This is a genomic window from Streptomyces sp. NPDC045899 (genome assembly GCF_056431485.1).
This window is the reverse complement of sequence record NZ_JBWKKP010000002.1, coordinates 68,079-94,599: the sequence shown is the minus strand read 5'-3', so window position 1 is coordinate 94,599 and position 26,521 is coordinate 68,079. Positions and strand designations below refer to the sequence as shown.

Below are 26,521 nucleotides of genomic sequence, written 5' to 3'. Positions count from 1 at the left end.
CGGCGGGCCGCCCGGGTCGTTGACGCCCGGGGCGACGCCGGACGGGGAGCGGCCGACCTGGTGCGTGTCGCCGGATCACGGCGTACCGCGTATGCCGTACGGGCGGAAACTCCTCGGCCGTACGACCTCCGGACGGGTGATCGTCCTTGACGCGGGGACGACCGGGGAGGACCGTGGGGCCCTATGAGGGGCGAACCCAGTTGCCCGAAGTGCGGTGGCCGGGTGCGAGCGCCCGGTCTCTTCGCCGACACCTGGCAGTGCGGCATGCACGGCACCGTGCATCCGCTCCAGCCTGTCGTCCCGCCGAGCGTCGAAGCACTCGTGGTGGTCACCAACCGTGCCCGGGTCCCGGTCTGGATGCCGTGGCCGCTGCCCGTGGGCTGGCTGTTCACCGGTGTGGCGTGCGCGGGTGACGACCGCAGCGGCGGCCGTGCCACCACCGTGGCCTGCTCCGGACCGGGCCCGCTGGGCGGCCCCGGAGAGCTGCTGCTGGTGGCCGAGGAGCTCGGCGTCGGACTCGGCGCGCGCTACGCGGGCATCCCGGGGCCCGACCCGGGGCCGGGGATGCGCGTCGACAAACCCCCGCATGTGAAGGTGCTGGCCGCCGGGCGGCCCACCCCGCTGTGGCACGTCGAGGGCACCCCGGACGACCGGGCGGTCTTCGCGGGCGAGGCGTGCGGACTGTGGCTGTGGGCGATCGTCTGGCCCGAGCAGACCGGGCTGCTGATGTACGACGAGATGGTGCTCACCGATCTGCGGGACGCCGGGGCCGAGGTGGACCTGGTGCCGTGCGGGGCGCTGTCGCCGCGGATCCTGTCCTGACCGCCGCCCTGCCGCCCGTCGCCCTCCTGCCCGGGGCCGGTTGCCCCTGACCCGGACGCGCCCGGGACGGCGGTTATCCTGAAGCGTCCCCTCCGTTCCTTACACGCAGCTTGGAGCCGTGTCGTGCGCATCGACCTGCACACCCACTCCACTGCCTCGGACGGTACGGACACCCCCGCCGAGCTGGTGCGGAGCGCCGCCGCGGCCGGTCTGGACGTCATCGCGCTGACCGACCACGACACCGTCGGCGGCCACCAGGAGGCGATACGGGCGCTGCCGGAGGGCCTGACCCTGGTCACCGGCGCCGAGCTGTCCTGCCGGCTGAACGGCGTGAGCCTGCACATGCTCGCGTACCTCTTCGACCCCGACGAGCCGGAGTTCGCGCGCGAACGCGAACTGGTCCGCGACGACCGGGTGCCCCGCGCCCGGACGATGGTCACCAAACTGCGGGAGCTGGGCGTACCGGTCACCTGGGAGCAGGTGGCACGGATCGCCGGTGACGGGGCCGTCGGACGGCCGCACGTGGCCACCGCACTCGTCGAGCTGGGCGTGGTGGACAGCGTCTCGGACGCCTTCACCCCGGACTGGCTCGCCGATGGCGGCCGTGCCTACGCCGAGAAGCACGAGCTGGACCCCTTCGAGGCGATCCGGCTGGTCAAGGCCGCGGGCGGGGTCACCGTCTTCGCGCATCCGCTCGCCCTCAAACGCGGTCGGTGCGTACCGGAGAGCGCGATCGGCGAACTGGCCGCCGCGGGTCTGGACGGTATCGAGGTCGACCACATGGACCACGACGGGCCCACCCGCGCCCGGCTGCGGGGCCTCGCCGCCGAGCACGGTCTGCTCACCACCGGCTCCAGCGACTACCACGGCAGCCGTAAGAGCTGTCGGCTGGGCGAGTACACCACCGATCCCGAGATCTACGGCGAGATCGTACGCCGGGCCGCCGGTGCGTTCCCGGTGCCGGGCGCGGGCGGCTGAGCCCACCGCACCGCCGTTCCCTCCCACCCACCTCTCCCTCCCGTCCCCTTCGCGAGCCGCCGCTCGCCCACGTCTGCGCAAGGCCCTTCACCGTGTTCGACACCGCTGTCTTCGGATCCCTCTTTCTCACCCTTTTCGTGATCATGGACCCTCCGGGGATCACGCCGATCTTCCTGGCGCTGACCTCCGGCCGCCCCGTCAAGGTCCAGCGCCGGATGGCCGGCCAGGCCGCCACCGTCGCCTTCGGGGTCATCGCCGTCTTCGGCGTCGCCGGCCAGCAGATCCTCGACTATCTGCATGTCTCGGTCCCCGCGCTGATGATCGCGGGTGGGCTGCTCCTGCTGCTGATCGCGCTGGACCTGCTCACCGGCAAGAACGACGAGCCGACCCAGACCAAGGACGTCAACGTGGCGCTCGTGCCGCTCGGGATGCCGCTGCTGGCCGGGCCCGGGGCGATCGTCTCGGTGATCCTCGCGGTGCAGCACGCCAAGGGCGTCGGCGACCAGGTCTCGGTGTGGGCCGCCATCGTCGCCATGCACGTGGTGCTGTGGCTCACGATGCGCTACTCACTGCTGATCATCCGCGTGATCAAGGAAGGCGGTGTGGTGCTGGTCACCCGACTGGCCGGAATGATGCTTTCCGCTCTGGCGGTGCAGCAGATCATCAACGGTGTCATCCAGGTGGTCCAGAACGCCTGAGGCGTCCGGAGCCCGCGCCCGCACGCGAAGCGCCCCCGTACATCCGTGTACGGGGGCGCTGTGCGTACTGGTGGTGCCGTCAGGACCTTCCTACGGCACTACCGGGCGATGGTCTCGGCTGGACGGATGTAGATGCGCTGGCCGATCGCGGCGGCCTGCTGCACGATCCGGTTGACGGAGGCGGCGTCCACGACGGTGCTGTCCACGGCGTTACCGTCGACGTCGTCAAGACGCATGATCTCGAAGCGCACGGCTTCTCCCTTCGTCTGATCCTCCTGAGGAGAACTGATGTGTACGGAGGCGGCGCGGCCTCGCTGCCGCACGCTCCTGTACGTCTTCAACGAAAGTGTGCCGTGAAAACATTCCCTACGCTAATGAAATTTTTCGCCAGGCTAAATATCTGCTGGTAGCGGGGGAGGGTCCGGTTGTGATCCGCGAGCGGCCGCCCGGAGAATGAACCGCGTATGAGCGATGTGCTGCCTCCGGGCCAACCAGACCTCGCCTCGATCGCCGTGGGCATCGAGCGCACCAATGAGCTGCTGCAACGCGTGCTCGCCGAGGTGGCCACCACCCCCTCCACCCACGCGATCTTCGTGGACGCGGGGTACGTCTACGCGGCCGCCGGACGGCTGGTCGCGGGCACGGAGGACCGCCGGGCCTTCGAGCTGGACGCCGAGGGGCTGATCGAGGCGTTCATCGACAAGGCGCGCACGATCTTTCCGGACAGCAGGCTGCTGCGGGTCTACTGGTTCGACGGCGCCCGGCGGCGGATCCACACCGCCGAGCAGCAGAGCATCGCGGAGCTGCCGGACGTCAAGGTCCGGCTGGGCAATCTCAACGCCAACAACCAGCAGAAGGGCGTCGACTCCCTCATCCGCTCCGATCTGGAGTCCCTCGCCCGGCACCGCGCCATCGGTGACGCCGTACTGATCGGCGGTGACGAGGACCTGGTCTCGGCCGTCGAGGCGGCCCAGGGCTACGGGGCACGTGTCCACCTGTGGGGCATCGAGGCCGTGGAGGGCCGCAACCAGGCCGAACCGCTGCTGTGGGAGGTCGACAGCCAGCGCACCTTCGACCTCGACTTCTGCAAGCCGTACGTCACCCGCCGTGCCACGGGGTACGAGCTGAACGGTGAGCCGGTGCCCACCGGGCCCGCCCCCAGCCGGGACGAGGTGCGCTTCGTCGGGGCCCAGGTCGCCGCCCAGTGGCTCTCCGCACGCGGCCGCGAGACCCTCGCCGAGCTGCTGCCGGGCCATCCGTACCTGCCCGGTTCGGTGGACCAGGAGCTGCTGATCGACGCGGAGGGGCTGCTGCGGCTGTCGCTGCGCGCCCACGCCGATCTGCGGCGCGCGCTGCGGGACGGCTTCTGGGAGCACCTCCAGGCCCAGTACTGAGCCTCGTGCACCGCTGTCGTGGACGGCGCGGCTCAGCCCACGCTGCGCCAGAACGAGACCAGCGCGTCGGCCGTCTCCCGCGGCCGTTCGACATTGGGGGAGTGCTCGGCGTCCCCGATCACGGTCCGGCGCGCCGACAGCCGCTCGGCCATCTCGTCCATCAGCGGCACCGGCCAGGCGTAGTCCACCTCACCGGAGAGCACATGGACGGGCAGCCCGGCCGCCGCGAGCTCGCCGACCCGGTCCGGTTCCGCGGTCAGCTGCCGTCCGGTGGCGATCAGTTGCTCCGGTACGGTCGCCAGCCAGCGCTGGTGGAGGAACTCCCGGACGCCGGGCGGGGTCGCCGCGTCGGCCGCCTCGGGCGGGTCCAGTTCGCGCATCGCCTGCCAGACGGACTCCATGTCCATCACGGTCAGCGCATCGATGAGCAGCTTGGTGCGGGACTGCTGCGCGGCCGAGATGGCCGCCGGGCCCGAGCTCATGATGGTCAGTGAGCTGAAGGCGCCCGGGTCCTTCAGCACCGCGGCCCGCGCGATCAGCCCGCCCAGCGAATGCCCGAGCAGATGGACCGGATCCTCGGTGGCGGCGCTGACCGCCGTGGCCTGCGCCAGGACGTCGAGCGCCAGCTCGTCCTGGCCGTAGGCCGTCTGGTCCCGAGGGCCGGGGCTCTCGTACTGGCCCCGGCCGTCGACCGCGACCGCCCGGAAGCCCGCGGCGGCCAGCGGCTCCAGCAGGGCGATGAAGTCCTCCTTGCTGCCGGTGAAACCGGGCACCAGCAGCACGGTGCCGCGGGCGGCCGAAGCGGGCCGCGCGTCATGCGCGGCGAACTCCCCGCGGGCGGTCCCCAGTCGGTACGCGCGGGCGCTCGCGGGCAGTGTGAGAAACGGCGGCCTGCTCATGGGATGAGGCTATACAGACCGCGGGAAACGGACCGTGAACGCCTCGGGCCCCGTCCGCGGTGTCGCGGAACGGGGCCCGAGGCGCTCATCGGTACCTGTGCCGTCAGCTCTCGGCCGCGGCCTCGGGCTGGGCCGCCGCACGGGTGCGACGACGGCGCCGGACCGGCTTGGCCTCACCGTCGGTGGCCGTCTCCACGGCCTCCGTGGCGGTCTCGGCCGTCTCGGTGGCCTTGGCGCGGGTGCGGCGGCGGGCGGGCTTGGCCGGGGTGTCCTCGGCGGGTGCCGGGGTGCCCTCGGCGGTGGCGACGGCGGCCTCCGCGGCCTCCGTGGCCTTCGCCCGGGTGCGGCGGCGCGGCTTGGCCTCCGCGTCGGCGGCCTCGGTGACCGTCTCCGCGGTGGCGGTCTCGGCCGTCTCGGTGGCCTTGGCGCGGGTGCGGCGGCGGGCGGGCTTGGCCGGGGTGTCCTCGGCGGGTGCCGGGGTGCCCTCGGCCGTGGCGACGGCCGCTTCCGCGGCATCCGTGGCCTTGGCCCGGGTACGGCGGCGGCGCGGCTTGGCCGGGGCCTCCTCGGCCGGGACGGCCTCGGCGGTCTCCACCGTGTCGACCACGGCGGTGGCCGCCTCGCCCGCGTCCGCCGCACCACCGCGGGTGCGACGGCGACGACGGGGCTGACGCGGCTCGGCGGTGTCGGCGGCGGCCTCGGCGGCCGACGCCCCCTCCGGCGCGCTCCCGTCGCCCAGGGTCTGACCGCCGCGGGTGCGGCGGCGGACCCGCTCGGTCCGGACGCGGGCCGGGCGCTCCTGCTGCGGGGCGGCGCCGGAACGGCGGCCCCGGCCACCCCGGCCACCGGTCTCACCGAGGTCTTCGATCTCCTCGGCGGCCAGCCCGGCCCGGGTGCGCTCGGCACGCGGCAGGACACCGGTGGTGCCCTCCGGGATGCTCAGCAGCTCGAAGAGGTGACCCGAGGTGGAGTAGGTCTCCTCCGGGTCGTTGAACGGCAGGTCCAGCGCCTTGTTGATCAGCTGCCAGCGCGGGATGTCGTCCCAGTCGACGAGGGTGATGGCGGTACCCGACGCACCCGCGCGGCCGGTGCGGCCGATGCGGTGCAGATAGGTCTTCTCGTCCTCGGGCGACTGGTAATTGATCACATGGGTGACGCCCTCGACATCGATACCGCGCGCGGCGACATCGGTGCAGACCAGGACGTCGACCTTGCCGTTGCGGAAGGCGCGCAGCGCCTGCTCGCGCGCCCCCTGGCCGAGGTCGCCGTGGACCGCGCCGGACGCGAAACCGCGCCGGGCGAGCTGGTCGGCGATATCGGCCGCGGTGCGCTTGGTGCGGCAGAAGATCATGGCGAGTCCACGGCCGTCGGCCTGGAGCACGCGCGCGACGACCTCGGGCTTGTCCAGCGAGTGGGCCCGGAAGACGTGCTGGGTGATGTTGGCCACGGTCGCGCCCTCGTCATCCGGCGCGGTGGCGCGGATGTGGGTGGGCTGCGACATGTAGCGACGGGCCAGGGAGATGACCTGTCCCGGCATGGTCGCCGAGAACAGCATGGTCTGGCGCTTGGCGGGCAGCAGCTGGATGATCTTCTCGACGTCGGGCAGGAAGCCCAGGTCGAGCATCTCGTCGGCCTCGTCGAGGACGAGCGCCTTGACGGCGGAGAGCCGCAGCTTCTTCTGGCCCGCCAGGTCCAGCAGCCGGCCGGGGGTGCCGACGATCACGTCGACGCCCTTCTTCAGGGCCTCGACCTGCGGTTCGTAGGCACGGCCGCCGTAGATCGACAGGACGCGGACGTCCCGGACCTTGCCGGCGGTGAGCAGGTCGTTGGTGACCTGCTGGCAGAGCTCGCGGGTGGGGACGACCACGAGCGCCTGCGGGGCTTCGGTGAGCTGGTCGGGCTTGGCCCGGCCGGCCTCGACGTCAGCGGGGACGACGACGCGCTCCAGCAGCGGGAGGCCGAAGCCCAGCGTCTTGCCAGTGCCGGTCTTGGCCTGGCCGATGACGTCGGTGCCGGACAGGGCGACCGGGAGCGTCATCTCCTGGATGGGGAACGGGGACGTGATGCCGACGGCTTCCAGGGCCTCGGCCGTCTCGGGGAGGATCCCGAGTTCTCGGAACGTGGTCAGGATGTTTGCCTCTTCTGTGAGACGCGGCGGGAGGCGGCGAAGGGGGTCGCACAGCGCCCGGATTGCACCGGCCTTGGGGCGGCCGGTTCGGCGCGGGACCACTGCCCTCGCTCGAGCGCTCACGCCGCGAGCGGGTCCCTCCTGCCGTGCGCATGAACACTGCGCGCCGCGCGGAGGGCGGTCGGTTTGGAGCCGATCGGGCCACCGACCGGGCATCCGCATTCGTGGAACGACCCGCCGGTATGCGACGGGTGCAAATACCACTGTACCCCGGAAGCGCGCATCTGTGACCGGGGAACCGGATGAGTGGCGCCTCGGGTCATGGCTGACCAGGCCCTTCCCCGCCGTGCTGAGCGGGCTATTGTGCGCTCCATGGAGACGTCTGACACGCCTGAGAACGCCGCAGCAACCACCGAGGACCGCGCCGGGGAGAGCGCGGCGGACCGTCCGGCGAAGGGTTCCGAGGAGCCCGCCGCCGAGGCCACCGGGATCGCCGCCCAGGACTGGGACACGGCCGCCGCCGATCCGCAGTACCGGGCCGCTGTGGTGGATCTGCTCGGCGCCCTCGCCTACGGCGAGCTGGCCGCCTTCGAGCGGCTGGCCGAGGACGCCAAGCTGGCGCCCACGCTGGAGGACAAGGCCGAGCTGGCGAAGATGGCGTCCGCCGAGTTCCACCACTTCGAGCGGCTCCGCGACCGGCTGGCCACGGTCGGTGAGCGGCCGACCGAGGCGATGGAGCCGTTCGCCGCGGCCCTGGACGGCTTCCACCGCCAGACCGCGCCGTCGGACTGGCTGGAGGGTCTGGTCAAGGCATACGTGGGCGATTCGATCGCCAGCGACTTCTACCGTGAGGTGGCCGTCCGGCTCGACGCCGACACCCGCGGTCTGGTGCTCCAGGTGCTCGACGACACCGGCCACGCCAGTTTCGCGGTGGAGAAGGTGCGCGCCGCCATCGAGGCCGACCCGCGGGTCGGCGGGCGGCTGGCGCTGTGGGCGCGGCGGCTGATGGGCGAGGCGCTGTCGCAGGCGCAGCGGGTGGTCGCGGACCGTGACGCGCTGTCCACGATGCTGGTGGGCGGTCTGGCCGACGGTTTCGACCTGGCGGAGGTGGGCCGGATGTTCTCCCGGATCACCGAGGCGCACACCAAGAGGATGGCCGCGCTGGGCCTGGCGGCCTAGCGCAGATCCGGCCGGCACGGCCTGGTGCCGTGCCGGCCGGGGTTCGCACGGTGGTGAGGCGTCCTGCCGAGGTCGGCCCGCACGGCGCCGGACCGGCACCCGGCGCCGTCGCGCGCATCGCCCCGGACCCGCGGGACACCGCCTGTGCCGAGGCGGCGTTCCGCGGAGGGTCGTCGCAGGGGCCGTGGGCGGGCTGAACCGTGGCCGGACGCGGAACCGGCGGAGGTGGCCGGCCGGGCCGCCCCGGGGCGGCCGTGCGGCGCCTCAGGCCGTGACGGAGCGCCTGCGGCGGGGGCGGCCCGCCGGGCGGATGAGCAGCGACAGCAGCGCCGCCGCGAACCCGAGCGCGACGATCAGCACCGCCGCCGAGTTGCCCGGGCCCAGCACCGTATGCGCGAGCAGGGCGCCGAAGAGCGCGCCACTGGAGCCGGTCGACAGGACCAGGGGGCGTGCGGGCAGCCTTCGGGGGCGCCAGCGGCTCGCCCCGTACGCGATGGCGAGACCGATCAGTACCGAGCCGAGCGCTTCCCAGAGGATCATGGCGCGTCCTTCCCGTGAGCGGACCGGAACCGACGCGCGATCACGCGTCGGTCGTGCCCGTCCTACCCGTGCCCGTGAGCGGGCAACCCTGCGATGCGGGAGTGTCGGGAGGAGACGGCGGAGTGTGCGGGGGAAGGGCGCGTGCGGCGCGCGCGGGGGGAGTTGGCCACCGGCGCGCGCCACGGGGCGCTCGGGGCGCGGAACGGCGGCGGGCCCGGTGGAGGGGATCTCCACCGGGCCCGCCGCCGTCAAACGCGACCGCTCAGAGCGTGCCGAATCCGACCTTGCGGGCGCTCGGCTCACCGATCTCGACGTACGCGAGTCGGTCGGCCGGGACCAGGACCTTGCGGCCGTGGTCGTCCACCAGGGTCAGCAGCTGAGCCTTGCCGGCGAGCGCGTCGGCCACCAGGCGCTCGACCTCCTCGGCAGACTGCCCGCTCTCCAAGGTGATCTCGCGGGGCGCGTGCTGCACGCCGATCTTGACCTCCACGGCTTTGTCCCTCCGACGGTCAGTTGGGGTGCGCGGCCGTCCGCGCCGTACTCCGCACACATTAGCCGGGGAGGGGGACCTGCCGGGCGGCCCGGGCACACGCCGGCAGCGAACACGCCCGCTCCCGCGAACGCGCGGCGGCGCGGCCCGAGATGACCCGCGTGCCCCGGGATGACCCGATGGCTCAGTGCTGCCCGCCGTCGGCCCCGTGCAGGGGGAACCCGGCGATGCCCCGCCAGGCGAGCGAGGTCAGCAGCTGCACCGCGGTGTCCCGCGGTACCGCGCTTCCGCTGGAGAGCCAGTAGCGCGCGACGACCTGCGAGACCCCGCCGAGGCCGACGGCCAGGAGCATCGACTCGTCCTTGGACAGGCCGGTGTCCTCGGCGATCACCTCACTGATCGCCTCGGCGCACTGGAGCGAGACCCGGTCCACGCGCTCGCGCACGGCCGGCTCGTTGGTCAGGTCGGATTCGAAGACGAGGCGGAAGGCGCCGCCCTCCTCCTCGACGTACGCGAAGTACGCGTCCATGGTCGCGGCGACGCGCTGCTTGTTCTCGGTGGTCGAGGCGAGCGCCGTGCGCACCGCCTGGAGCAGTGCCTCGCAGTGCTGGTCGAGCAGGGCGAGATAGAGCTCCAGCTTGCCCGGGAAGTGCTGGTAGAGCACGGGCTTGCTGACTCCCGCGCGCTCGGCGATGTCATCCATCGCCGCCGCGTGGTAGCCCTGAGCGACGAAGACCTCCTGGGCCGCCCCCAGGAGCTGATTGCGTCGGGCTCGGCGCGGCAGGCGCGTACCCCGCGGGCGCGCCTCTGTCTGCTCGATGGCTGTCACGCCGCCTCCCATTTGAATGTTCTGTGCACGATGTCCACCCGCGCCCGCCATCGTACTTTTGGGTAACCGGGCCGCGCGCGGTTCGTGCGGAGAATTTCACGGACCGGACTCTATGAAAAGCCCACCATTGCCGCTGGTCACCGGTAGTCCTCTTCGTTCACCTCGACGACCCTGGCCTGCTCCGCCCGGTCCGCCTCGTTCGCTTCGACGAGCTCGTCGGAGGACGGCTGGTCATCGCGGTGGGGAACCAGGTCGCGGTGCTGGTCGGCGGCGTCCGCCTCAGGGGCTTCGACGTCGGACTCGGCGGAGTCGTCGTTCCCGAGGTTCTCGAAGGTCTCGGGATCGGACGGGTCGATGGACATGTACTCCCCTTCCCGGAGGCGGCTGAGCGCCCCCGTGTAATAACGAGCCTAGGAGAGGTCACTTTCAGACGCTACGTTGTCTGTGAGAGCGAACACACGATCAGGTGCGTGATCGTCTCGTAACATTGCCGCATGTCTGCGACCGAGCCGCCGGAAGCCCGCGTGATCGCTACGGTCCCGCCCGGGCGGCCGGTGCGGGTCGGCGCCGGGGAGAAGCTGCGTACCGCCCGGCTGCCCGGCCTGACGCTGAACGTGCGCTCCCGCCCCCCGGCCGCCCCCGGGCTGCCACCCGCGCTCTTCGTCCACGGCCTCGGCGGCTCCTCGCTGAACTGGTCCGCGCTGATGGAGGGGCTCGCCGACCGGGTGGACGGCGAGGCGGTCGACCTCCCCGGTTTCGGTGATTCCCCGCCGCCGGACGACGGTGACTACTCGATCACCGGTCACGCCCGTGCGGTGATCCGCTTCCTCGACGCCGCCGACCGCGGTCCGGTCCATCTGGTGGGCAATTCGATGGGCGGGGCGGTCACCACCCGCGTCGCGGCGGTGCGGCCCGATCTGGTGCGCACCCTCACCCTCGTCTCTCCCGCGCTGCCCGAGCTGCGGCCGCAGCGCTCGGCGCTGCCCACCGGGCTGCTCGCGATACCCGGGGTGACCCGGCTGTTCACCCGGATGACCCGGGACTGGGACGCCGAGCGGCGCACCCGCGAGGTGATGCTGCTCACCTACGGGGACCCGGGGCGGGTCGGACCGGAGGACTTCGCGCTGGCGGTGGAGGAGTTCCAGCGCCGCCTCGAGCTCCCGTACTTCTGGGACGCGCTCGCGCGGTCCGCCCGCGGTGTCGTCGACTCCTACACTCTGGGCGGCCAGCACTCGTTGTGGCGACAGGCCGAGCGGGTGCTCGCGCCCACGCTCCTCGTCTACGGTATGCGCGACCAACTGGTCTCCATCCGGATGGCACAGCGGGCGAACGCCACCTTCCGTGACTCCCGGCTGTTGACGCTGTTGGACGCAGGACACGTCGCGATGATGGAGTATCCGGAAGCAGTGGCTCGCGCCATGCGCGAGCTGCTCGATGACGTTGACGGACGAGAAGGCCGGGAGAGCCGGGCGGTACGCGGCGCCGTATCGGAACCCGGCACGGACGGGAGCGGTGCGGCGCGTGGGTAAACACAGCGCACGTGGCAGCAAGGAGGACCGGGGTCGCCCATCCTCCGCCGCGGGCTCCGGTTCCGGCCCCGCGTTCGTGGAACACACGGCGCCCGGCGCGGAGCCCGCGCCCGCGGCGGCCCCCGGTACCGGACGCCGGAGGCGGGGTACCGCCGGCGACCCCGCCGTGACACCCCCGCAGGGCGTACCGCGGGCGGCGTTCGTCCCGCAGTCGCCGCCGGCGCGCACCCGCGGCGGCCATCCCGAACACCATGAGCCCGGCGGCGGCTGGGGCGCGCTCGGCGGGCCCCGCGCCCAGGGGCGTGCCACGGTCGCGAACGCGCCGTCCCGTGTGAACCCGCCGTCCCGGCCCACGGTCTCCGGCGCGGGCGGGCTGATGCCCGGTCCCCGCAAGGAGTACCTCGACGCGTTCGACTTCTCGGGCGGTCCGGACGACGGTGACGACGTCTTCGCCGCCGGAGCGCCGGGAGCGGTGCCCGCGCCGCGCCGCGCGCAGGAGGCGGCCGGTGACGGCGCCGACGGCGGCCGGGGCGAGGAGCGCCCCGACGACGACCCCGACGGACCACGGGACGACGATCCCGAGAACGGCGCCCGGGGCGTCGCCAAGGGCGGCAAGGGCCGGACCTTCACCGGGGTCGCCGCGGCCGCCGTCACCACCGTGCTGGCCGTCGTGGTGGCCGGACAGGTGACGGGCGGACCGCCGGAGGACAACCGGGCGAGCGCCCAGGGCGACGCGGAGCGCGGCCGTTCGGACGCCGTCTCGCGCGGTGACGACCGGGGCGGCGCCCCGGCCGGGTCCGCCGGGGTGAAGACGCCGCCCAAGTCCTCACCGCAGACGTACGCGCAGAAGATGGCGGCGGTCTTCCCACTCGATCCGAAGCTGCGCGGCTCCGGCGCGTTCCAGGCCGTCGGCGGGCATGACAAGGCGCCCGGCCGGGGCGAGGTGGTGCGCTACCGGGTGGACGTGGAGAAGGGGCTGCGGCTGGACGGCGAGCTGTTCGCCGAGGCCGTCCACAAGACGCTGAACGACGAACGGAGTTGGGGTCACGGCGGCAGGTACGCCTTCGAACGGGTCTCCTCCGGGCCCGCCAAGTTCGTGATCACCCTCGCGAGCCCCGGGACCACGGCCGCCTGGTGCGCCAAGTCCGGGCTGGACACCACCGAGCTCAATGTCTCCTGTGATTCGGCCTCGACCCAGCGCGTCATGATCAACGCCTATCGGTGGGCGCAGGGCGCCAGGACCTACGGCGACGACAAGATGCACAGCTACCGGCAGATGCTGATCAACCACGAGGTCGGTCACCGGCTCGGTCACAACCACGAGGTCTGCGGCCGCGACGGCGCGCTCGCCCCGGTGATGATGCAGCAGACCAAGTTCCTGTCGACCGACGGCGCGACCTGTCGCCCCAACGCCTGGCCGTTCCCCAAGGGGTAGTCCGCCCCGGCGGATTCCCCACGGGGTGGTCCGCCCCGGCGGGGAAGTCCCGCCCCGCGCCCAACCGTTCCTGCACCGACGGTACGCCGCCCGCGCCCCGGAACGGGGCCTCGGATCGCCCATAGCGCCCAACAACGCCTGAGCGCAGGGAAGGTCACGGGCGTTCACCCCTTCTGGTGGTGCGACGGACAACCGTCCGTCGCGCCTGCGTCATGCGCGCATAACGTGCTCACGCCGCACGACGGCGGCATCACGGCCGGCCCATAGGAAAGATCGGGGGTGCTCTCATGCGCGTGGGACTGCTTACGGAGGGTGGTTATCCGTATGCGACGGGTGAAGCACTGGTGTGGTGCGACCGGCTCGTCCGGGGCCTGGACCAGCATGAGTTCGAGATCTACGCGCTGAGCCGCAGCGCCCACCAGGAGGCCGCGGGCTGGACCGGACTCCCCGTCCAGGTGCGGCGGGTGCGCACCGCCGCGCTGTGGGGCGCCCCGCCCGCGCGGCGCGTCGGCCGCAGACAGCGGCGCCGCTTCGCGGAGCATTTCGCCGAACTGGCCGCCGCCATCGCCTCTCCGGGGGCCGGGGAGCCGGGCACCGGGCATCAGGCGGACCGTTTCGCCAACGGTCTCCACGGTCTGGCCGAACTCGCCCTCGACCTCGGCGGGCTCTCCGCCGCGCTCCGCTCCGAGGACGCCGTCCGCCTGCTGGAGCGCGCCTGCCGCCTCCCCGGGGCCGCGCACGGCGCCCAGCAGGCGCGGGTCGCCGATCTGCTGACCGTCGCCGAGGCGCTGGAGCGCGCGCTGCGCCCCCTGTCGCTCGACTGGTACGGGCCCTTCGGACTCGCCCGGGTCGATCTGTGCCATGCCGCCTCCGGCGGGGCGGCGGCGCTCCCGGGGCTGGTGGCCGAACGGCTCTTCGGTACGCCGCTGCTGGTCACCGAGTACGGCGTACGGCTACGCGAGCACTACCTCGAGGACCGTCCGGCCGGACCGGCTGACCCGGCGCGGTCCGGCGCCCCGCGCCCCGCGCCCGTCCGCACCCTGCTCACCGCCTTCCAGGGCCGGCTGGCCGCCGAGGTCTATGCGCGGGCCGCGCTGATCACCCCCGGCAACACCCACGCCCGCCGCTGGCAGGAGCGGTGCGGTGCCGACCCCGAGCGGCTGCGCACCGTCTACCCCGGTATGGACGCCGCCCGCTTCGCGGAGGTCGGCGAGGGCGGTGAGCGCGGCGACGGCGCCGCGGGCACCGGCGACGACGGCCGCACGCTGGTGTGGGTGGGCCGGGTCGAGCCGCCCAAGGACGTCGTCGGTCTGCTGCACGCGTTCGCGGAGGTGCGCCGCCGACGGCCGGACGCCCGGCTGCGCATCATCGAGACCCGGCGCGCGGACGCCCCCGCGGAACCGGCGGGGGAGGACTATCCGGCCCGCTGCCGCGCCCTCGCCGCGCATCTCTTCCCCGACGAGGCCGTGGACGCCCACACCGTCGGCGACAACCCGGTCTCCTTCGAACGGCTCGGGGAGCCCGGGGTGCCGTCCCTGCCGGAGGCGTACGCGGCGGGCGGGGTCGTGGTGCTCTCCAGCGTGGTCGAGGGCTTTCCGGTGGGACTGGTCGAGGCGATGTTCTGCGGCCGGGCCACGGTGTCGACGGACGTCGGCGCGGTGTGCGAGGTCATCGGCGGCACCGGTCTGGTGGTGCCCCCGCGCAACCCCCGGGCGCTCGCCGAGGCCTGTCTGGCGCTGTTGCGCGACCCCGCCCGCCGTGCGCGCCTGGGCGCCGCGGCACGGGCCCGCGCGCTGGAGCTGTTCACGATCGAGCAGAACGTGGCCGCCTTCCGCGGGATCTACCTGGAGCTGATGTCGCACTGCCCGGTGCGCCGCGAGGAGGTCGGCGAGGACGGCGCGCCCCTGCCGTTCGCCCTTCCGGCGGAGGCCCATATCCCGGGCCGCTGGACCGCCGGCCGCGACGGCGACGGCTCCGGCCACCGGTCCGCGGATCCCGCGCCGTACCGCGGCGTGCAGGAGCGCACCCCGGCCTGGGCCGTCCCGGTGTCCCGTGAGGCGCTGGGTGCGGTCCCGGTGCCGAGCCGGGCGACGGAGGAGGGCGTATGACCGGGCCTCATGGCCGCTGGTCCGGGCATCCGGCGCTGTCGCGTGCCGCGCGGGAGCACACCCGGGCCTGGGCCGTCCCGGTGTCCCGTGAGGCGCTGGGTGCGGTCCCGGCAGCGAGCCACACGACCGAGGAGGGCGTATGACCCGGCCCCATGACCCCCTGTCGGACCAGCCCACCACCCCCACCTCCCCCGGCGGCTGGAACGATCCCTCCCGCGCCCTGACCACCCCCGACGACCCGGCGGACGCCCCCGGGTCCGGGGCGCGGGCGGGCGCCGGGCGGCGGTCGCCCGCCGATCCGGTGCGGGAGCTGATGCACCGGCACCACGACCTCTGCGCCCGCGCCGTCGATCCGCTGGAGATCGCCGCCGGGCTGGAGGCCCACGGGGTGACGGACCGCACCGCCGCCCGCTTCCGGCACCGCGATGTCTTCGGCCTCGCCGAGGAGTTGTACGCCCGGGTGCCCCGCGCCGAGGAGTCCGCGGTGGCTCCCGCCCCGCGCCCCGCACGCGGGTCCTGGGCGCTGTGGCCGCTGCCCGGGGCGCTGTGCGCGGCGACCGCCTGGGCCGTACTGCGCCCGGACCTCGCGCCGCCCGCCACCCGGGCCGCCGCCGGAGCGTTCGGCACCGTCCTGGTGGCCGTCGCGCTCTGGCTGTGCCTGAGCCGGGGGCCGCTGCGGATCGCCGGACGCGGACGCGGCGGGCGGCTCGCGGACCTCTCCGGTCCGCTCTGCCTCGGCTGGCTCCTGGGCTACGCCGCCTGCGGGGACTGGCTGCTCACCGGGCTGGTCGCCGGTGAGCGCGGCGCGTACGAACCCGCCCGCGCCGCCGGGACCGCCGTGGTCCTCGCGCTGGCCGTCGCACCCGCCGCCGGATGCGCCCGCTGGTTCGCCCTCCGGGCGCGCCGGAGGCTGACGGGCAGCCGTGGGGTGGGGGAGTTCGCCGCCCGGGTCCGCCCGCTGTTCGCGCTCACCGCCCTCGGCTTCCTGGCCGCGCTGGCGCCCCTGGTGCTCACCGCCCGGCTCGTCCTGCCCCGGCCGCCCGCCGGCTCCGGCCCCGGGTCCGTCACCACCGTCGAGGCGGCCGCCGCCGCGCTGGCCGCGCTGCTGTTCCTGGCCCGGCTGCTCGCCGTGCACGGCTTCCGCGGGGCGGCGGTCGGCGGGCTGGCCGGGGCCTGCGTGGTCGAGGCGGTGGTGGAGGTCACCGCGCTGGCCGCCCGGCTGCCCGGCGCCGCCCCGCTCGGCGAGCCGGTGGCACGGCTGACCGCCGCCCACGGCGCCGCCGTCGTCCCCGCGGCCGCCTGCGCCGCCGCGGCGCTCGGCCTGCTCGGATACGCCTGCGCTGTCCTGTCCCGGGCCTCGGCCCACGGCGCCGCCCCCGGCGCGCCGGGCGACGGCACCTCCCGCCGCGGCCCGCACCGCGCCGACGGCACCCACCCGGCGCCCTGCGAGGCGCCCCAGTGAACCCGCCACCCCCCGTACGACCGCAGCACCCCGCCACCCTCACGAGGAGCCACCACATGAGCGACGACCTGTCCTGTCCACGCACCCGCGTGGGGAGGCGTGACCGATGAGAGTCCTGCTGCTCGGCTCCGGGGGATATCTGGGGCGCTACGTCGCGGAGCACCTGCTCGCCGATCCCGCCGTACAACTCACCGCGCTCGGCCGGGGCGATGACGCCGATGTGCGCTTCGACCTCTCCAGCGGCAGTCCCGGCGCGCTCACCCGCTTCCTCAACGCCGTCCACCCCGGTGTGGTGATCAACTGCGCGGGCGCCACCCGCGGCGGAGCCCGGGAGCTCACCCGGCACAACACGGTGGCGGTCGCGACGGTCTGCGAGTCGCTGCGGCGCAGCGGCTGCGGTGCCCGGCTGGTGCAGATCGGCTGCTCCTCCGAGTACGGACCCTCACAGCCCGGTTCGTCGACCGCCGAGGACGCCGTGCCGCGCCCCGGCGGCCCGTACGGGGTGAGCAAGCTGGCCGCCACCGAGCTGGTGCTGGGCTCGGGCCTGGACGCGGTGGTGCTGCGGGTGTTCTCCCCGGTGGGGCCGGGCACCCCGGCCGGGTCCCCGCTGGGCAGGCTCGCCGAGGCGATGCGCCGGGCGATGCAGTCCGGGGAGAGCGAGCTGAAGCTGAGCGGGCTCGGCGTCCAGCGGGACTTCGTGGACGTCCGGGACGTGGCGCGGGCGGTGCACGCCGCCTCGCTGTCGGCCGCCCAGGGTGTGGTCAACATCGGTACCGGCCGCGCGGTGCGGCTGCGCGAGGCGGCCGCCGTACTGGCCCGGGTGGCGGGGTTCGGCGGCTCGCTGCACGAGATCGACGCCCCGCCGGGGCGCGGGCTGGTGCACCATGCGGCTGGTGCGGTGGCCCATGTCCCGGCCCCGGCCCACGCCGCGCACGGCCCCGGTCACCACCCCCATCCGGCAGCGGAGGGGCACACCACCGGCGGCGCGGCCACCTTCCCCTACCCCGACGGGTGCGGCAGCTGGCAGCAGGCGGATGTGCGCACCGCCCGGGACCGGCTCGGCTGGCGCTCCCGGATCCCGCTGGAGGAGTCGCTCGCCGACATCTGGATGGAGGCGGCATGTCGCATCTGACCTTCCCGGGTCCGCTGCGCGACATCCCCGCCGCCGATCACACGCTCGGTCTGGGCGTCCCCGGCTACGCCCACCCGCTGGTGGCGCCCACCGAATGGGCGGAGCTCGCCCGGCCGGGTGCCCCGGTGGACTGGACGGTGCTCTCGGTGGCCCGCGGCCCCGGCGCCCGCCGGGATCCGCACTGCCTCACCGCGGTGGCCCGGCTGCGTGCCGCGGGCGTGCGGGTGCTGGGCCTCCTGGACGCCCGCTGCGGCACCCGCCCGTTCGGGGAGCTGGTCTCCGACGCCGACCACTTCCTGGACTGGTACCGGGTGGACGGCTTCCTGCTGGACCGCTGCCCGGCCGACCGCCCCGGCCTGGTGGAGGTCCGCCGCACCGCCACCACCCTGCGCGCCCTGCTCGGCGGCGGTCATCTGGTGCTGGGGCAGGGCACCCATCCGTACCCGGAGTACACGGAGGTCGCCGATCAGCTGGTGACCTTCCGCGGCGCGTGGGCGGACTACCGTTGGTCCCAGGTCGCGGAGTGGACGGCGGGGTATCCGCCCGAACGCTTCTGTCATCTGGTGCACGGCGTCCCCCGGCCGCATCTGGAGGAGGCGCTGCGGATCGCCCGCTGGCAGGGCGCGGGGACGATCTACTTCACCGACCGTACGCACCATCCGGGGCGGCGGACCTCCGCGACCACGCCCTGGGAGGCCCTGCCCGGCTACTGGGACGACATCGTCTCGCGCATCGGACCGCGTGTCATGGAATGAGATGGGGCGTGGCAGTGTTACGGGAAGAAAACCACCCCGCTCACGCGGGGGTGCATGTCCGTCTGCTCCCTCCCCTTACGGAGTTCCCCGTGTCGCTGCCACCCCTGGTCGAGCCGGCTGCCGAGCTCACCGTCGACGAGGTCCGCAGGTACTCGCGCCATCTGATCATCCCCGATGTCGGGATGGACGGGCAGAAGCGGCTGAAGAACGCCAAGGTCCTCTGTGTGGGCGCGGGCGGTCTCGGCTCCCCGGCCCTGATGTACCTGGCCGCGGCCGGTGTGGGCACCCTCGGCATCGTGGAGTTCGACGAGGTCGACGAGTCCAATCTGCAGCGCCAGATCATCCACAGCCAGGCGGACATCGGCCGCTCCAAGGCCGCGTCGGCCCGGGACACGGTGCTCGGCATCAACCCGTATGTGAACGTCGTCCTCCACGAGGAGCGCCTCGAGGCGGACAACGTGATGGAGATGTTCGCCCAGTACGACCTGATCGTGGACGGCACGGACAACTTCGCCACCCGCTATCTGGTCAATGACGCCTGCGTGCTGCTGGGCAAGCCGTACGTCTGGGGTTCGATCTACCGCTTCGACGGTCAGGCGTCGGTCTTCTGGTCCGAGCACGGTCCCTGCTACCGCTGCCTGTACCCGGAGCCCCCGCCGCCGGGCATGGTCCCGTCCTGCGCCGAGGGCGGTGTGCTCGGTGTGCTCTGCGCGTCGATCGGCTCGATCCAGGTCAACGAGGCGATCAAGCTGCTCGCCGGTATCGGCGACCCGCTGGTCGGCCGACTGATGATCTACGACGCCCTGGAGATGACTTACCGCCAGGTCAAGGTCCGCAAGGACCCCGACTGCGCGGTCTGCGGGCCGAACGCGACGGTCACCGAGCTGATCGACTACGAGGCGTTCTGCGGTGTCGTCTCGGAGGAGGCCCAGGAGGCCGCCGCCGGGTCCACCATCACGCCCAAGCAGCTCAAGGAGTGGATCGACGACGGCGAGAACATCGACATCATCGATGTCCGCGAGCCGAACGAGTACGAGATCGTCTCCATCCCCGGCGCCCGGCTGATCCCGAAGAACGAGTTCCTGATGGGCGGCGCCCTCCAGGAGCTGCCGCAGGACAAGAAGATCGTCCTGCACTGCAAGACGGGTGTCCGGTCCGCGGAGGTCCTGGCCGTGCTGAAGTCCGCGGGCTTCGCGGACGCCGTGCACGTGGGCGGCGGTGTGATCGGCTGGGTCCACCAGATCGAGCCCGAGAAGCCGGTCTACTGAGGCTGACGTCCGCACCGGGCCGACCCCCGGAACCCCGGACCGAGAAGCGCGCGGGGCCCGGACCGATATCGGTCCGGGCCCCGCGGTGCGTCCGGCTAGGAACAGGTGGTGCCGTCCGAGGGCACCTTCCCGTCCAGCAGATAGGCGTTCACGGTCTTGGTCATACAGGTGTTGCCGCTGTTGTACGCGCCGTGGCCCTGTCCCTTGTAGGTGACCTCGACCCCCACGCCCGGACCGAGTTCCCCGGCCATCCTGCGCGCCCCCGCGTACGGGGTCGCCGGGTCACCGGTGTTGCCGACCACCAGGATCGGTGCCGAGCCCTTGGCGTTCACCTCCGGGTTGTCGGTGGTCCCGTCCACCGGCCATTCGGTGCAGCCGAGCATCCCCCAGGCCAGGTACTCGCCGAAGACCGGCGACGCCTCGCGGAACCGGGGCAGTTGGGCCTTCACATCCTCGACGGTGTAACGCTGCCTGTCATCCACGCAGTTGACGGCCATATTGGCGGCGCTGATGTTGCTGTAGCGGCCCTTCTCGTCCCGGCCGGAGAGCGAATCCGACATCGCCAGCAGCATGGTGCCCTTGCCGAAGTGCATCGCTTCCTGGAGGCCGAGTGTCAGGTACTTCCAGCTCTCCCGGTCGTACAGCGCGGCGGCGATCCCGCCCAGGGCGCCGTCCTGGGTGAGCTTGCGGCCGCTCTGGGTGGACAGCGGCTTCTTGTCCAGCTTCTTCAGGAACGCGGCGATCTTGGCGTCGCCCGCCTCGGCATCACTGCCGGTCGGGCAGCCGATGCCTTTCTTGGCGCAGTCCTTCAGGTAGTTGTCCAGCGCCAGCTGGAACCCCTTGGCCTGACCGTAGGCGCCCTTCTCGGGGTCCTCGGTCGGGTCGACGACGGCGTCGAGCACCGCGCGTCCCACGTTCCGGGGGAAGAGATGGGCGTAGACACCGCCGAGTTCGGTGCCGTACGAGATGCCGAAGTAGGAGAGCTTGCGGTCGCCGAGCACCTGCCGCATGAGGTCCATGTCACGGGCGGCGCTGACGGTGTCCACATGGGGCAGGACCCGGCCGGACTTCTTCTTGCAGGCGGCGGCGTACTTCCGGGAATCGGCCGTGGCGGCCTTGATCTCGTCCTCGTCGTCGGGGGTGCCGTCGACGGCGTCGGCCGCGTCCATCTCCTTGTCGCTCAGACAGGTCACGCCCGCGCTCTCCCCGACCCCGCGCGGATCGAAGCTCACCAGATCGTAGCGGGTGCGCAGCTTGGCGTAGTCGTCGGCGAAGCCGGGCAGCGAGGAGACCCCGGAGCCGCCGGGGCCTCCGAAGTTGAACATCAGGGAGCCGATCCGGCGGTCCTCGTCGGTGGCCCTGGCCCGGATCATGGCGAGATCGATCGTCTCGCCCTCCGGCTTCGCATAGTCCAGCGGAGTCTTGAGCGTGGCGCATTCCCAGTCGTTCCCCGGTGCCGCGCCGGTGCCCTGGATCGGTGACGGCGCGGGGCAGGACGTCCACCGCGGCTTCTGGCCGGTGAGCGAGTCCGGCAGGGAGCTGTCCGTCGCGGCGGGGGCCGGGGCGGACGGTCTGGACTGCCCCTTGCCCTGGTCCTTTCCACCGTCGTCGTCGCAGCCGACGACGGCGGTGAGAGCGACCACGACGGCCGCGGAGACCAGTGCCCTGGTCCGTATGGTGCGTAGGGAACTCGACATACCCGGTGATCCTAGGAGGAGGGTCCGAACGGGAGTGTGCGTACTCCTTCTCAATACCGTCACGGTTGGCGCCGCCGGAGTCAGGGGGCTTCCTAGGTGCAGACCTTGCCCTTCTGCGGCACCTTGCCCTGGAGGAGATAGGCGTTGGCGATCCGCTGGACACAGCCGCTGCCGCTGTCGTACGCGCCGTGGCCCTGTCCCTTGTAGGTGAGTTCGACACCGACACCGGGGCCGAGTTCCTGCGCCATCTTCCGCGCACCGGAGTAGGGCGTGGCCGGGTCACCGGTGTTGCCGACGACGAGGATGGGGGCGGAGCCGTGCGCGCTGACGTCGGGTGTGGTCCAGGTGCCGGGCACCGGCCAGCCGGTGCACTGGGTGAGGCTCCAGGCCATGAAGTCGCCGAAGACCGGGGACGCCTTGCGGAAGGTGGGCAGTTTCCGCTCGATCTCGCCGACCGTGTAGCGCTGTTTGAAGTCGGCGCAGGTGATGGCGGTCAGGGACGCCTGGAGGGTGCTGTAGTCACCGTCCTGGTCGCGTCCGTTCATGGCGTCTCCCAGGGCCATCAGGATCCGTCCGTCGCCCTGCCGGGCGGCGTCCAGCCCCTGGGTGAGGTACTGCCAGAACTGCTCGGAGTACAGGGACTGCGCGATCCCGCCCGCGGCCAGCGACTCCGTCAGTTTCCGTCCCTCACCGGTCGGGAGCGGCCGGGTGTCCAGCCGTTTGAGGAAGGTGCGGATCTGCGCCGCGCTGGGACAGCTCGCGGGTGCGACCATGCCGCCGCCCTTGTCGCAGTCCTTCACATAGTTGTTCAGCGCCAGCTGGAACCCCTTGGCCTGGCCGAGCGCTCCCTGCTCCGGGGTCTGCGCCGGGTCCACCACCCCGTCGAAGAGCGCGCGGCCGACCGTACGGGGGTACAGATGGGCGTAGACACCGCCGAGTTCGGTGCCGTACGAGATCCCGAAGTAGTACAGCTTGCGGTCGCCGAGGACCCGGCGCATCAGGTCCATGTCGCGGGCGGCGTTGGTGGTGCCGACGTAGGGCAGCACCTTCCCGGAGTTCTTCTCGCACGCGGCGGCGTACCGCTTGACGCGGCGGACCAGACCCTTCACCTCGGCGGCGGTGTCCGGGGTGGGGTCGGCGGCGTAGTAGGAGTCGAGCTGCTCATCGCTGAGGCAGTGCACCCCGCTGCTGCGCCCGACCCCGCGCGGATCGAAGCTCACCAGGTCGTAGCGGGTGCGCAGTTGGCGGTAGCTGTCGGCGAGCGCCGGGAGGGTGGCGACGCCGGAGCCGCCGGGGCCGCCGAAGTTGAAGATGAGCGAACCGATCCGGTGGCGGCGGTCGGTGGCCTTGGCGCGGATCATGGCGATGCCGATGGTGTCGCCGTCCGGATCGCGGTAGTCCAGCGGGGCGTGGAGCGTCGCGCACTCCCATTCCTTGCCGGGGGCCTTGGTGGCACTGCCGTCCTGACTGTCCGAGGGGGCCGGACAGGGTGCCCAGTCCAGCTTCTGGGTGGCGGAGGTGTCCGGCCGGTCCCCTCCGTCCCCGCCGCATCCGGCCGGGAGGGCGGTCATCAGCAGGACGGCGGCGGACAGCGCACCGGTGCGCAGAGGTCGGGACACGGCGGCTCTCCCGGGGGTGGGCGGCGTACCGCCATCCTCGGGCGGCCCGTGCCGGGCCGCGCGCACAGCGCGGACGGACGGGTGAGTGGGGCCGGCGGCGGGGGCCGTACGGCGGCGTCCCGGCGCGCGGGCTCCGGACCGCGGTGGTACGGGGCTGTACGGGCCCTGCCGGGCGGCCATGGGACGGGGCCCCCGACGGCCCCTACAGGGCCTCTTTGCGGGTGAGGTGGGTGAAGGCCAGCCAGCCCGGCAACACCGGCAGCCAGAAGACCATCAGCCGGAAGAGCAGCACCGCGGGCGCCGCCGTCTCGTACGGCAGCCCGGCGAAGGTCAGACCGGCGATCAGCGCGGCCTCGACCGCGCCGACACCGCCGGGGGTGGGGGCCGCCGAGCCCAGCGCGTTGCCCGCGAGGAAGACGACCGCGATGCTCGCGTAGCTCAGGTCACCGCCGAACGCCCGGATCGACGCGTCGAGGCACAGCACGTTGGCGACGGTCAGCAGCAGCATGCCGCCGATGCCCGCGAGCAGCTTCTTGGGCCGCTGGAGCACGTCCAGCATGCGCGGGACGACACCGGCGAACAGGGACCGCACCCGGGTGGAGACGAACTTCCGCAGGACGGGGACCGCGGTCACCACCAGGACCAGCACCGCGGCCGTCAGCAGCCCGGCGATCACGCTCCGGGACGGTGAGAGGGTCGGGGTGCGCTCGGTCCCGGTGATGTAGCCGAAGGTCAGCAGCAGCACGATATGGCTCGCCAGGCCGAACAGCTGGGAGGCCCCGACGCTGGCCACCGCGAGTCCCGGCCGCACCCCCGCGCGCTGGAGGAAACGGGTGTTCAGGGCGACGCCGCCGACCGCCGCGGGGGCCACCAGCTTCACGAACGAGGCGGCCACCTGCGCCAGCACCGTCCGCCCGAAGGGTACCTTCTCGGGCACGAAGCCCAGCAGGCTCATGGCCGCGGCCACATAGGTCAGCGCGGAGAAGACGAGTGCGAAGAGCACCCAGATCCAGTTGGCCTCGCCGACCACGGCGCCCAGCTTGATGTGGGTGAACTGGGAGAGCAGGAAGTACGCGGCGAAGGCGCCCGCGCAGAAGCTGACCAGGGTGCGCGGTTTGATGCGCTCCAGCCGGACCGGCTCTATGGGCGCCTGCGGCCGTACCAGCAGCACCTGTCGGCGGATCTGGGCGAGCAGATCCTCCTCGCGGGCGTCCTCCAGGGCCTCTTCGATCGCCCGCTTCTCCGCCTGCTTCTCGGCCCGCTGGGCCTTGCGGTCGCTGATGGCCGCCTGGGGTTCGCCGGCCCCGCGCGCCTCCTTGGCCTCCTTGGCCGTGCGCGACGCCTCCAGCACCGCTTCCCGCTGTCGCTGGGCGCGCTCCCGGGCCAGCTGGCGCAGGGTCGCGCGGCTGCCGCGGCCCAGGGCCAGCGGCTGGAGCAGCGGAAGGCTGTCGGCGACCGCGTCCGGGCCGAGGACCGCGACCGCCGCCGCCACCGAGCGCTCGGCGCCGACCCGCAGCCCGAGGGTGGTGAGCAGCTGGGCGACGTCCATCCGCAGCACCAGGTCACCGGCGGCGATCTCGCCGCCCCGCAGATCGGTGAGGATCACCCGGCCGTCGCGGTCGACCAGGAGGGCGTCGCTGTCCAGCCGCCGGTGGGCGATCCGCCGTGACTGGAGCGCCTGGACCTGGTGCCAGGCCCCGGCCAGCAGTTCGTCGGTGAGCTCCTCGTCCGGCAGGGCGTGCAGCGGACGGCCGCCGATGTGCTCGTACACCAGCATCACCGCGTCCGGGCCCAGCTCGGAGGTGGCGATCAGCTTGGGCGCGTTGGCACCGGCGGCGATGGCCGCGTACGCGAGCAGCGCCTCCTGCTCCAGCGCCTGGCGCAGTGACTGGAGGCTGCGCGGCGGGGCGATGGTGCGCAGCGTCAGCCGCTGCCAGACGCTGTAGAAGAACCCCTGGGCCTGCTGTTCGCGGTCGACCACGGTGACGTCCAGGGGCGGACCGTCCTCCAGGGTGACCAGATAGCGGCGGCCGCGGTCCCCGTGGTTGCCCTGGTCGCCCTCCGCGGGCTCCTCCGCGCGCATCGCGCTGACCGGGTGGAAGCCGACGCGGCGCAGCCCGGCGAGGAGGTTCTGCCCGGTGGGGCGGACATTGGGCGAGCCGACGGCGTAGAGCGTGCCGTAGGCGACGGTCCAGCCGATCAGCACGGTCACGATGATCGAGAACGGGGTGGTGTAGCCGCCGACGAGCACCGCGAACGCGTCGAGCAGCAGCACGCACCACATGGCCACCCGCCAGCGCGGGCGCCGTGCCATGCCGACGGCCGTCATATAGGCGATGACGGGCGCGAGGTAGCCGTGGACGGGATCGCTGAAGGTGCCGCCGGGGGCGGGCTGGGTGAGCGCCTCCCGGATCGACTCCGGGGCGCCGTCCGCGACCCACAGGTCCGTGGTGAGGGACACCCCGTGGGCGAGCACCGCGGCCAGGACGCCGTCCGCGATCCGCAGCCCGTCCCGTTTGATCAGCCGCTCGACGGCGAAGGCCACCGGGAGGACGAGGACGGCGACGCTGGCCGTGAGCCCGGCGAAGTCGATCAGCAGCGGGGGCGCCTGATCGGCGCCGTGGCCGATGTCCTTCTCCAGACCCGCGGTGGTGCCGTGCGCGAAGGCCGCGATGGCCAGGACGACGGCCATGCCCAGCGCACCGAGCAGCAGCCGCATGAGGTCGGAGGGGCGGTGGACCCGCGCGGGCAGCAGCGGCTCGTCCCCGGAGACCCGGTCGACGTGCGGCTCGCCGCCGTCACCGCCCCGCGGGCCGCCGGGGCCGGGGTCCGTCTCCTGGCCGCGGCCGTCGTGGTGCTCGGGGGTGCCGGACGAGGCGTCGGGACGCGACAACGCCTCAGGGGTGCGGGCCTCCTCCTCCGGAGGCTGCGCACCCTGCTTCGCCGTCTCTTCTTGATCTCGTATCACCAGTCACCGCCCGGAAGATGGTGGCATGCCCGGGAGGCGGATGAGGGCATCAGGGTGTATTTCGGGGGCGTGAACCTCGGATCGTACGCCGTGTACAGGATTCCCGCACACTCGGTGATCACACCGGGGGGCGGGTGATACGGCCGGAAACGGATGGCCGCGGGCCCGGGGGGTGTCGGTGGGGTGCGGCAGGATGGGTCCGATGAGCCGGGAGAACGAGGAACCGGGCGGCGAGGAGCTGCCCGAGTACGCGGAGCGCGTGCTGGAGGTCGCCGAGCTGATCCCGCCGGGCCGCGTGATGACCTACGGGGACATCGCCGAATGGCTGGGCGAGGGCGGACCGCGCCAGGTCGGCCGGGTGATGGCGCTCTACGGGGGCGCCGTGCCGTGGTGGCGGGTGGTCCGCGCGGACGGCGCGCTGCTCCCGGACCATGAGCTGCGCGCGCTCGGTCACTACCGTGAGGAGGGCACCCCGCTGCGGGAGGCCCCGCGCTCGGCGGAGGGCCATCTGCCCCGGCTCGATATGCGCGCGGCCCGCTGGGACGGCCGGCGGCCCGACGGGGGAACGGCCCCGCCGGGACCGGAGTAGCA

General features: G+C 73.2%; 23 protein-coding genes and 1 pseudogene. 14 read left to right on the top strand and 10 right to left on the bottom strand.

Translation table 11 applies throughout. The features are described 5' to 3' along the window. Nucleotides 1-183 precede the first annotated feature (183 nt). The 3 genes from AC07FT_RS02920 (at nucleotide 184) to AC07FT_RS02910 (ending at nucleotide 2,498) form a co-directional block, all read left to right on the top strand. A complete protein-coding gene (locus AC07FT_RS02920; protein WP_471193970.1) occupies nucleotides 184-822 on the top strand; it encodes a DUF6758 family protein in 639 nt (212 codons plus the stop codon). Nucleotides 823-945: 123 nt separating this feature from the next. Further along, nucleotides 946-1,800, top strand: a complete 855-nt coding sequence (locus AC07FT_RS02915) for a PHP domain-containing protein (RefSeq protein ID WP_479173489.1) — start codon at nucleotides 946-948, stop codon at nucleotides 1,798-1,800. A 92-nt stretch (nucleotides 1,801-1,892) separates the two neighbouring features. After that, a complete protein-coding gene (locus AC07FT_RS02910) occupies nucleotides 1,893-2,498 on the top strand; it encodes a MarC family protein (protein ID WP_471193966.1) in 606 nt (201 codons plus the stop codon). A gap of 98 nt (nucleotides 2,499-2,596) precedes the next feature. Here the strand turns inward: AC07FT_RS02910 and AC07FT_RS02905 are convergent, their stop codons facing one another. Continuing rightward, nucleotides 2,597-2,749 (bottom strand): hypothetical protein, encoded by a 153-nt coding sequence (locus AC07FT_RS02905; protein ID WP_479173487.1) that lies wholly within the window; start codon nucleotides 2,747-2,749, stop codon nucleotides 2,597-2,599. Between the two features lie 213 nt (nucleotides 2,750-2,962). Here AC07FT_RS02905 and AC07FT_RS02900 point away from each other — a divergent pair, with 213 nt between their 5' ends. Continuing rightward, entirely contained in the window at nucleotides 2,963-3,892 is a 930-nt protein-coding gene (locus tag AC07FT_RS02900) for an NYN domain-containing protein (protein WP_479173485.1), read from the top strand. Between the two features lie 32 nt (nucleotides 3,893-3,924). On the opposite strand, the gene AC07FT_RS02895 is transcribed toward AC07FT_RS02900, so the two are convergent. Beyond that, nucleotides 3,925-4,791, bottom strand: coding sequence for an alpha/beta fold hydrolase (locus tag AC07FT_RS02895; protein WP_479173483.1), 867 nt, complete (start codon nucleotides 4,789-4,791; stop codon nucleotides 3,925-3,927). A gap of 103 nt (nucleotides 4,792-4,894) precedes the next feature. After that, nucleotides 4,895-7,073 (bottom strand): annotated as a pseudogene (locus tag AC07FT_RS02890) (DEAD/DEAH box helicase). A gap of 209 nt (nucleotides 7,074-7,282) precedes the next feature. Here AC07FT_RS02890 and AC07FT_RS02885 point away from each other — a divergent pair. Then, on the top strand, nucleotides 7,283-8,098 hold the full coding sequence (locus AC07FT_RS02885) for a ferritin-like fold-containing protein (protein WP_374215231.1): 816 nt from the start codon (nucleotides 7,283-7,285) through the stop codon (nucleotides 8,096-8,098). 264 nt (nucleotides 8,099-8,362) lie between these two features. On the opposite strand, the gene AC07FT_RS02880 is transcribed toward AC07FT_RS02885, so the two are convergent. The 4 genes from AC07FT_RS02880 to AC07FT_RS02865 form a co-directional block, all read right to left on the bottom strand. Next, the gene (locus tag AC07FT_RS02880) at nucleotides 8,363-8,638 is read right to left on the bottom strand and encodes a hypothetical protein (RefSeq protein ID WP_479173481.1); all 276 of its coding nucleotides are present in this window, start codon (nucleotides 8,636-8,638) and stop codon (nucleotides 8,363-8,365) included. Nucleotides 8,639-8,900: 262 nt separating this feature from the next. Next, nucleotides 8,901-9,128 carry a DUF3107 domain-containing protein gene (locus AC07FT_RS02875; RefSeq protein ID WP_471193955.1) on the bottom strand — a complete coding sequence of 76 codons (228 nt, stop codon included), beginning with the start codon at nucleotides 9,126-9,128 and terminating at the stop codon, nucleotides 8,901-8,903. Nucleotides 9,129-9,312: 184 nt separating this feature from the next. Continuing rightward, the gene (locus AC07FT_RS02870) at nucleotides 9,313-9,957 is read right to left on the bottom strand and encodes a TetR/AcrR family transcriptional regulator (RefSeq protein WP_201871477.1); all 645 of its coding nucleotides are present in this window, start codon (nucleotides 9,955-9,957) and stop codon (nucleotides 9,313-9,315) included. Nucleotides 9,958-10,094: 137 nt separating this feature from the next. Continuing rightward, complete coding sequence (locus AC07FT_RS02865; protein ID WP_432035917.1) at nucleotides 10,095-10,319, bottom strand: hypothetical protein; 225 nt, start codon at nucleotides 10,317-10,319, stop codon at nucleotides 10,095-10,097. A gap of 132 nt (nucleotides 10,320-10,451) precedes the next feature. Between AC07FT_RS02865 and AC07FT_RS02860 the strand changes: the two genes are divergently transcribed. From AC07FT_RS02860 to moeZ, 8 genes are all read left to right on the top strand, one after another. Beyond that, nucleotides 10,452-11,486 (top strand): alpha/beta fold hydrolase, encoded by a 1,035-nt coding sequence (locus AC07FT_RS02860; RefSeq protein ID WP_479173480.1) that lies wholly within the window; start codon nucleotides 10,452-10,454, stop codon nucleotides 11,484-11,486. 166 nt (nucleotides 11,487-11,652) lie between these two features. After that, nucleotides 11,653-12,921, top strand: a complete 1,269-nt coding sequence (locus AC07FT_RS02855) for a DUF3152 domain-containing protein (RefSeq protein ID WP_479173478.1) — start codon at nucleotides 11,653-11,655, stop codon at nucleotides 12,919-12,921. A 287-nt stretch (nucleotides 12,922-13,208) separates the two neighbouring features. Further along, nucleotides 13,209-15,029, top strand: a complete 1,821-nt coding sequence (locus tag AC07FT_RS02850) for a DUF3492 domain-containing protein (protein ID WP_479173476.1) — start codon at nucleotides 13,209-13,211, stop codon at nucleotides 15,027-15,029. After that, on the top strand, nucleotides 15,026-15,172 hold the full coding sequence (locus AC07FT_RS02845) for a hypothetical protein (protein WP_479173474.1): 147 nt from the start codon (nucleotides 15,026-15,028) through the stop codon (nucleotides 15,170-15,172). Before AC07FT_RS02850 ends, AC07FT_RS02845 begins: the two co-directional genes overlap by 4 nt. Beyond that, nucleotides 15,169-16,491, top strand: coding sequence for a hypothetical protein (locus tag AC07FT_RS02840; protein WP_479173472.1), 1,323 nt, complete (start codon nucleotides 15,169-15,171; stop codon nucleotides 16,489-16,491). Before AC07FT_RS02845 ends, AC07FT_RS02840 begins: the two co-directional genes overlap by 4 nt. Nucleotides 16,492-16,597: 106 nt before the next feature. Next, the gene (locus AC07FT_RS02835) at nucleotides 16,598-17,623 is read left to right on the top strand and encodes an NAD-dependent epimerase/dehydratase (protein ID WP_479173470.1); all 1,026 of its coding nucleotides are present in this window, start codon (nucleotides 16,598-16,600) and stop codon (nucleotides 17,621-17,623) included. Further along, nucleotides 17,611-18,378, top strand: coding sequence for a spherulation-specific family 4 protein (locus tag AC07FT_RS02830; protein WP_479173468.1), 768 nt, complete (start codon nucleotides 17,611-17,613; stop codon nucleotides 18,376-18,378). The genes AC07FT_RS02835 and AC07FT_RS02830 overlap by 13 nt, the downstream gene beginning before the upstream one ends. Nucleotides 18,379-18,467: 89 nt before the next feature. Continuing rightward, nucleotides 18,468-19,646 carry an adenylyltransferase/sulfurtransferase MoeZ gene (moeZ, locus tag AC07FT_RS02825; protein ID WP_432035909.1) on the top strand — a complete coding sequence of 393 codons (1,179 nt, stop codon included), beginning with the start codon at nucleotides 18,468-18,470 and terminating at the stop codon, nucleotides 19,644-19,646. 95 nt (nucleotides 19,647-19,741) lie between these two features. Here moeZ and AC07FT_RS02820 read toward each other — a convergent pair whose 3' ends face one another. The 3 genes from AC07FT_RS02820 to AC07FT_RS02810 all read right to left on the bottom strand — a co-directional run bounded on the left by AC07FT_RS02820 (nucleotide 19,742) and on the right by AC07FT_RS02810 (nucleotide 25,930). After that, a complete protein-coding gene (locus tag AC07FT_RS02820; RefSeq protein ID WP_479173466.1) occupies nucleotides 19,742-21,343 on the bottom strand; it encodes an alpha/beta hydrolase in 1,602 nt (533 codons plus the stop codon). 92 nt (nucleotides 21,344-21,435) lie between these two features. Then, nucleotides 21,436-22,914 (bottom strand): alpha/beta hydrolase, encoded by a 1,479-nt coding sequence (locus tag AC07FT_RS02815; RefSeq protein ID WP_479173953.1) that lies wholly within the window; start codon nucleotides 22,912-22,914, stop codon nucleotides 21,436-21,438. A gap of 250 nt (nucleotides 22,915-23,164) precedes the next feature. Further along, nucleotides 23,165-25,930 carry a flippase-like domain-containing protein gene (locus AC07FT_RS02810; protein ID WP_479173464.1) on the bottom strand — a complete coding sequence of 922 codons (2,766 nt, stop codon included), beginning with the start codon at nucleotides 25,928-25,930 and terminating at the stop codon, nucleotides 23,165-23,167. A 202-nt stretch (nucleotides 25,931-26,132) separates the two neighbouring features. Here AC07FT_RS02810 and AC07FT_RS02805 point away from each other — a divergent pair, with 202 nt between their 5' ends. Continuing rightward, nucleotides 26,133-26,519 carry an MGMT family protein gene (locus tag AC07FT_RS02805; RefSeq protein ID WP_479173462.1) on the top strand — a complete coding sequence of 129 codons (387 nt, stop codon included), beginning with the start codon at nucleotides 26,133-26,135 and terminating at the stop codon, nucleotides 26,517-26,519. Nucleotides 26,520-26,521 lie beyond the last annotated feature (2 nt).

What these genes read in the sequence shown, in the direction of transcription:
- AC07FT_RS02865 (WP_432035917.1), bottom strand. Translation starts at nt 10,319, where the DNA reads ATGTCCATCGACCCGTCCGATCCCGAGACCTTCGAGAACCTCGGGAAC.
- AC07FT_RS02830 (WP_479173468.1), top strand. Translation starts at nt 17,611, where the DNA reads ATGTCGCATCTGACCTTCCCGGGTCCGCTGCGCGACATCCCCGCCGCC.
- AC07FT_RS02840 (WP_479173472.1), top strand. Translation starts at nt 15,169, where the DNA reads ATGACCCGGCCCCATGACCCCCTGTCGGACCAGCCCACCACCCCCACC.
- AC07FT_RS02895 (WP_479173483.1), bottom strand. Translation starts at nt 4,791, where the DNA reads ATGAGCAGGCCGCCGTTTCTCACACTGCCCGCGAGCGCCCGCGCGTAC.
- AC07FT_RS02845 (WP_479173474.1), top strand. Translation starts at nt 15,026, where the DNA reads ATGACCGGGCCTCATGGCCGCTGGTCCGGGCATCCGGCGCTGTCGCGT.
- AC07FT_RS02920 (WP_471193970.1), top strand. Translation starts at nt 184, where the DNA reads ATGAGGGGCGAACCCAGTTGCCCGAAGTGCGGTGGCCGGGTGCGAGCG.
- AC07FT_RS02850 (WP_479173476.1), top strand. Translation starts at nt 13,209, where the DNA reads ATGCGCGTGGGACTGCTTACGGAGGGTGGTTATCCGTATGCGACGGGT.
- AC07FT_RS02860 (WP_479173480.1), top strand. Translation starts at nt 10,452, where the DNA reads ATGTCTGCGACCGAGCCGCCGGAAGCCCGCGTGATCGCTACGGTCCCG.
- AC07FT_RS02805 (WP_479173462.1), top strand. Translation starts at nt 26,133, where the DNA reads ATGAGCCGGGAGAACGAGGAACCGGGCGGCGAGGAGCTGCCCGAGTAC.
- AC07FT_RS02820 (WP_479173466.1), bottom strand. Translation starts at nt 21,343, where the DNA reads ATGTCGAGTTCCCTACGCACCATACGGACCAGGGCACTGGTCTCCGCG.
- AC07FT_RS02880 (WP_479173481.1), bottom strand. Translation starts at nt 8,638, where the DNA reads ATGATCCTCTGGGAAGCGCTCGGCTCGGTACTGATCGGTCTCGCCATC.
- AC07FT_RS02900 (WP_479173485.1), top strand. Translation starts at nt 2,963, where the DNA reads ATGAGCGATGTGCTGCCTCCGGGCCAACCAGACCTCGCCTCGATCGCC.
- AC07FT_RS02815 (WP_479173953.1), bottom strand. Translation starts at nt 22,914, where the DNA reads ATGACCGCCCTCCCGGCCGGATGCGGCGGGGACGGAGGGGACCGGCCG.
- AC07FT_RS02835 (WP_479173470.1), top strand. Translation starts at nt 16,598, where the DNA reads ATGAGAGTCCTGCTGCTCGGCTCCGGGGGATATCTGGGGCGCTACGTC.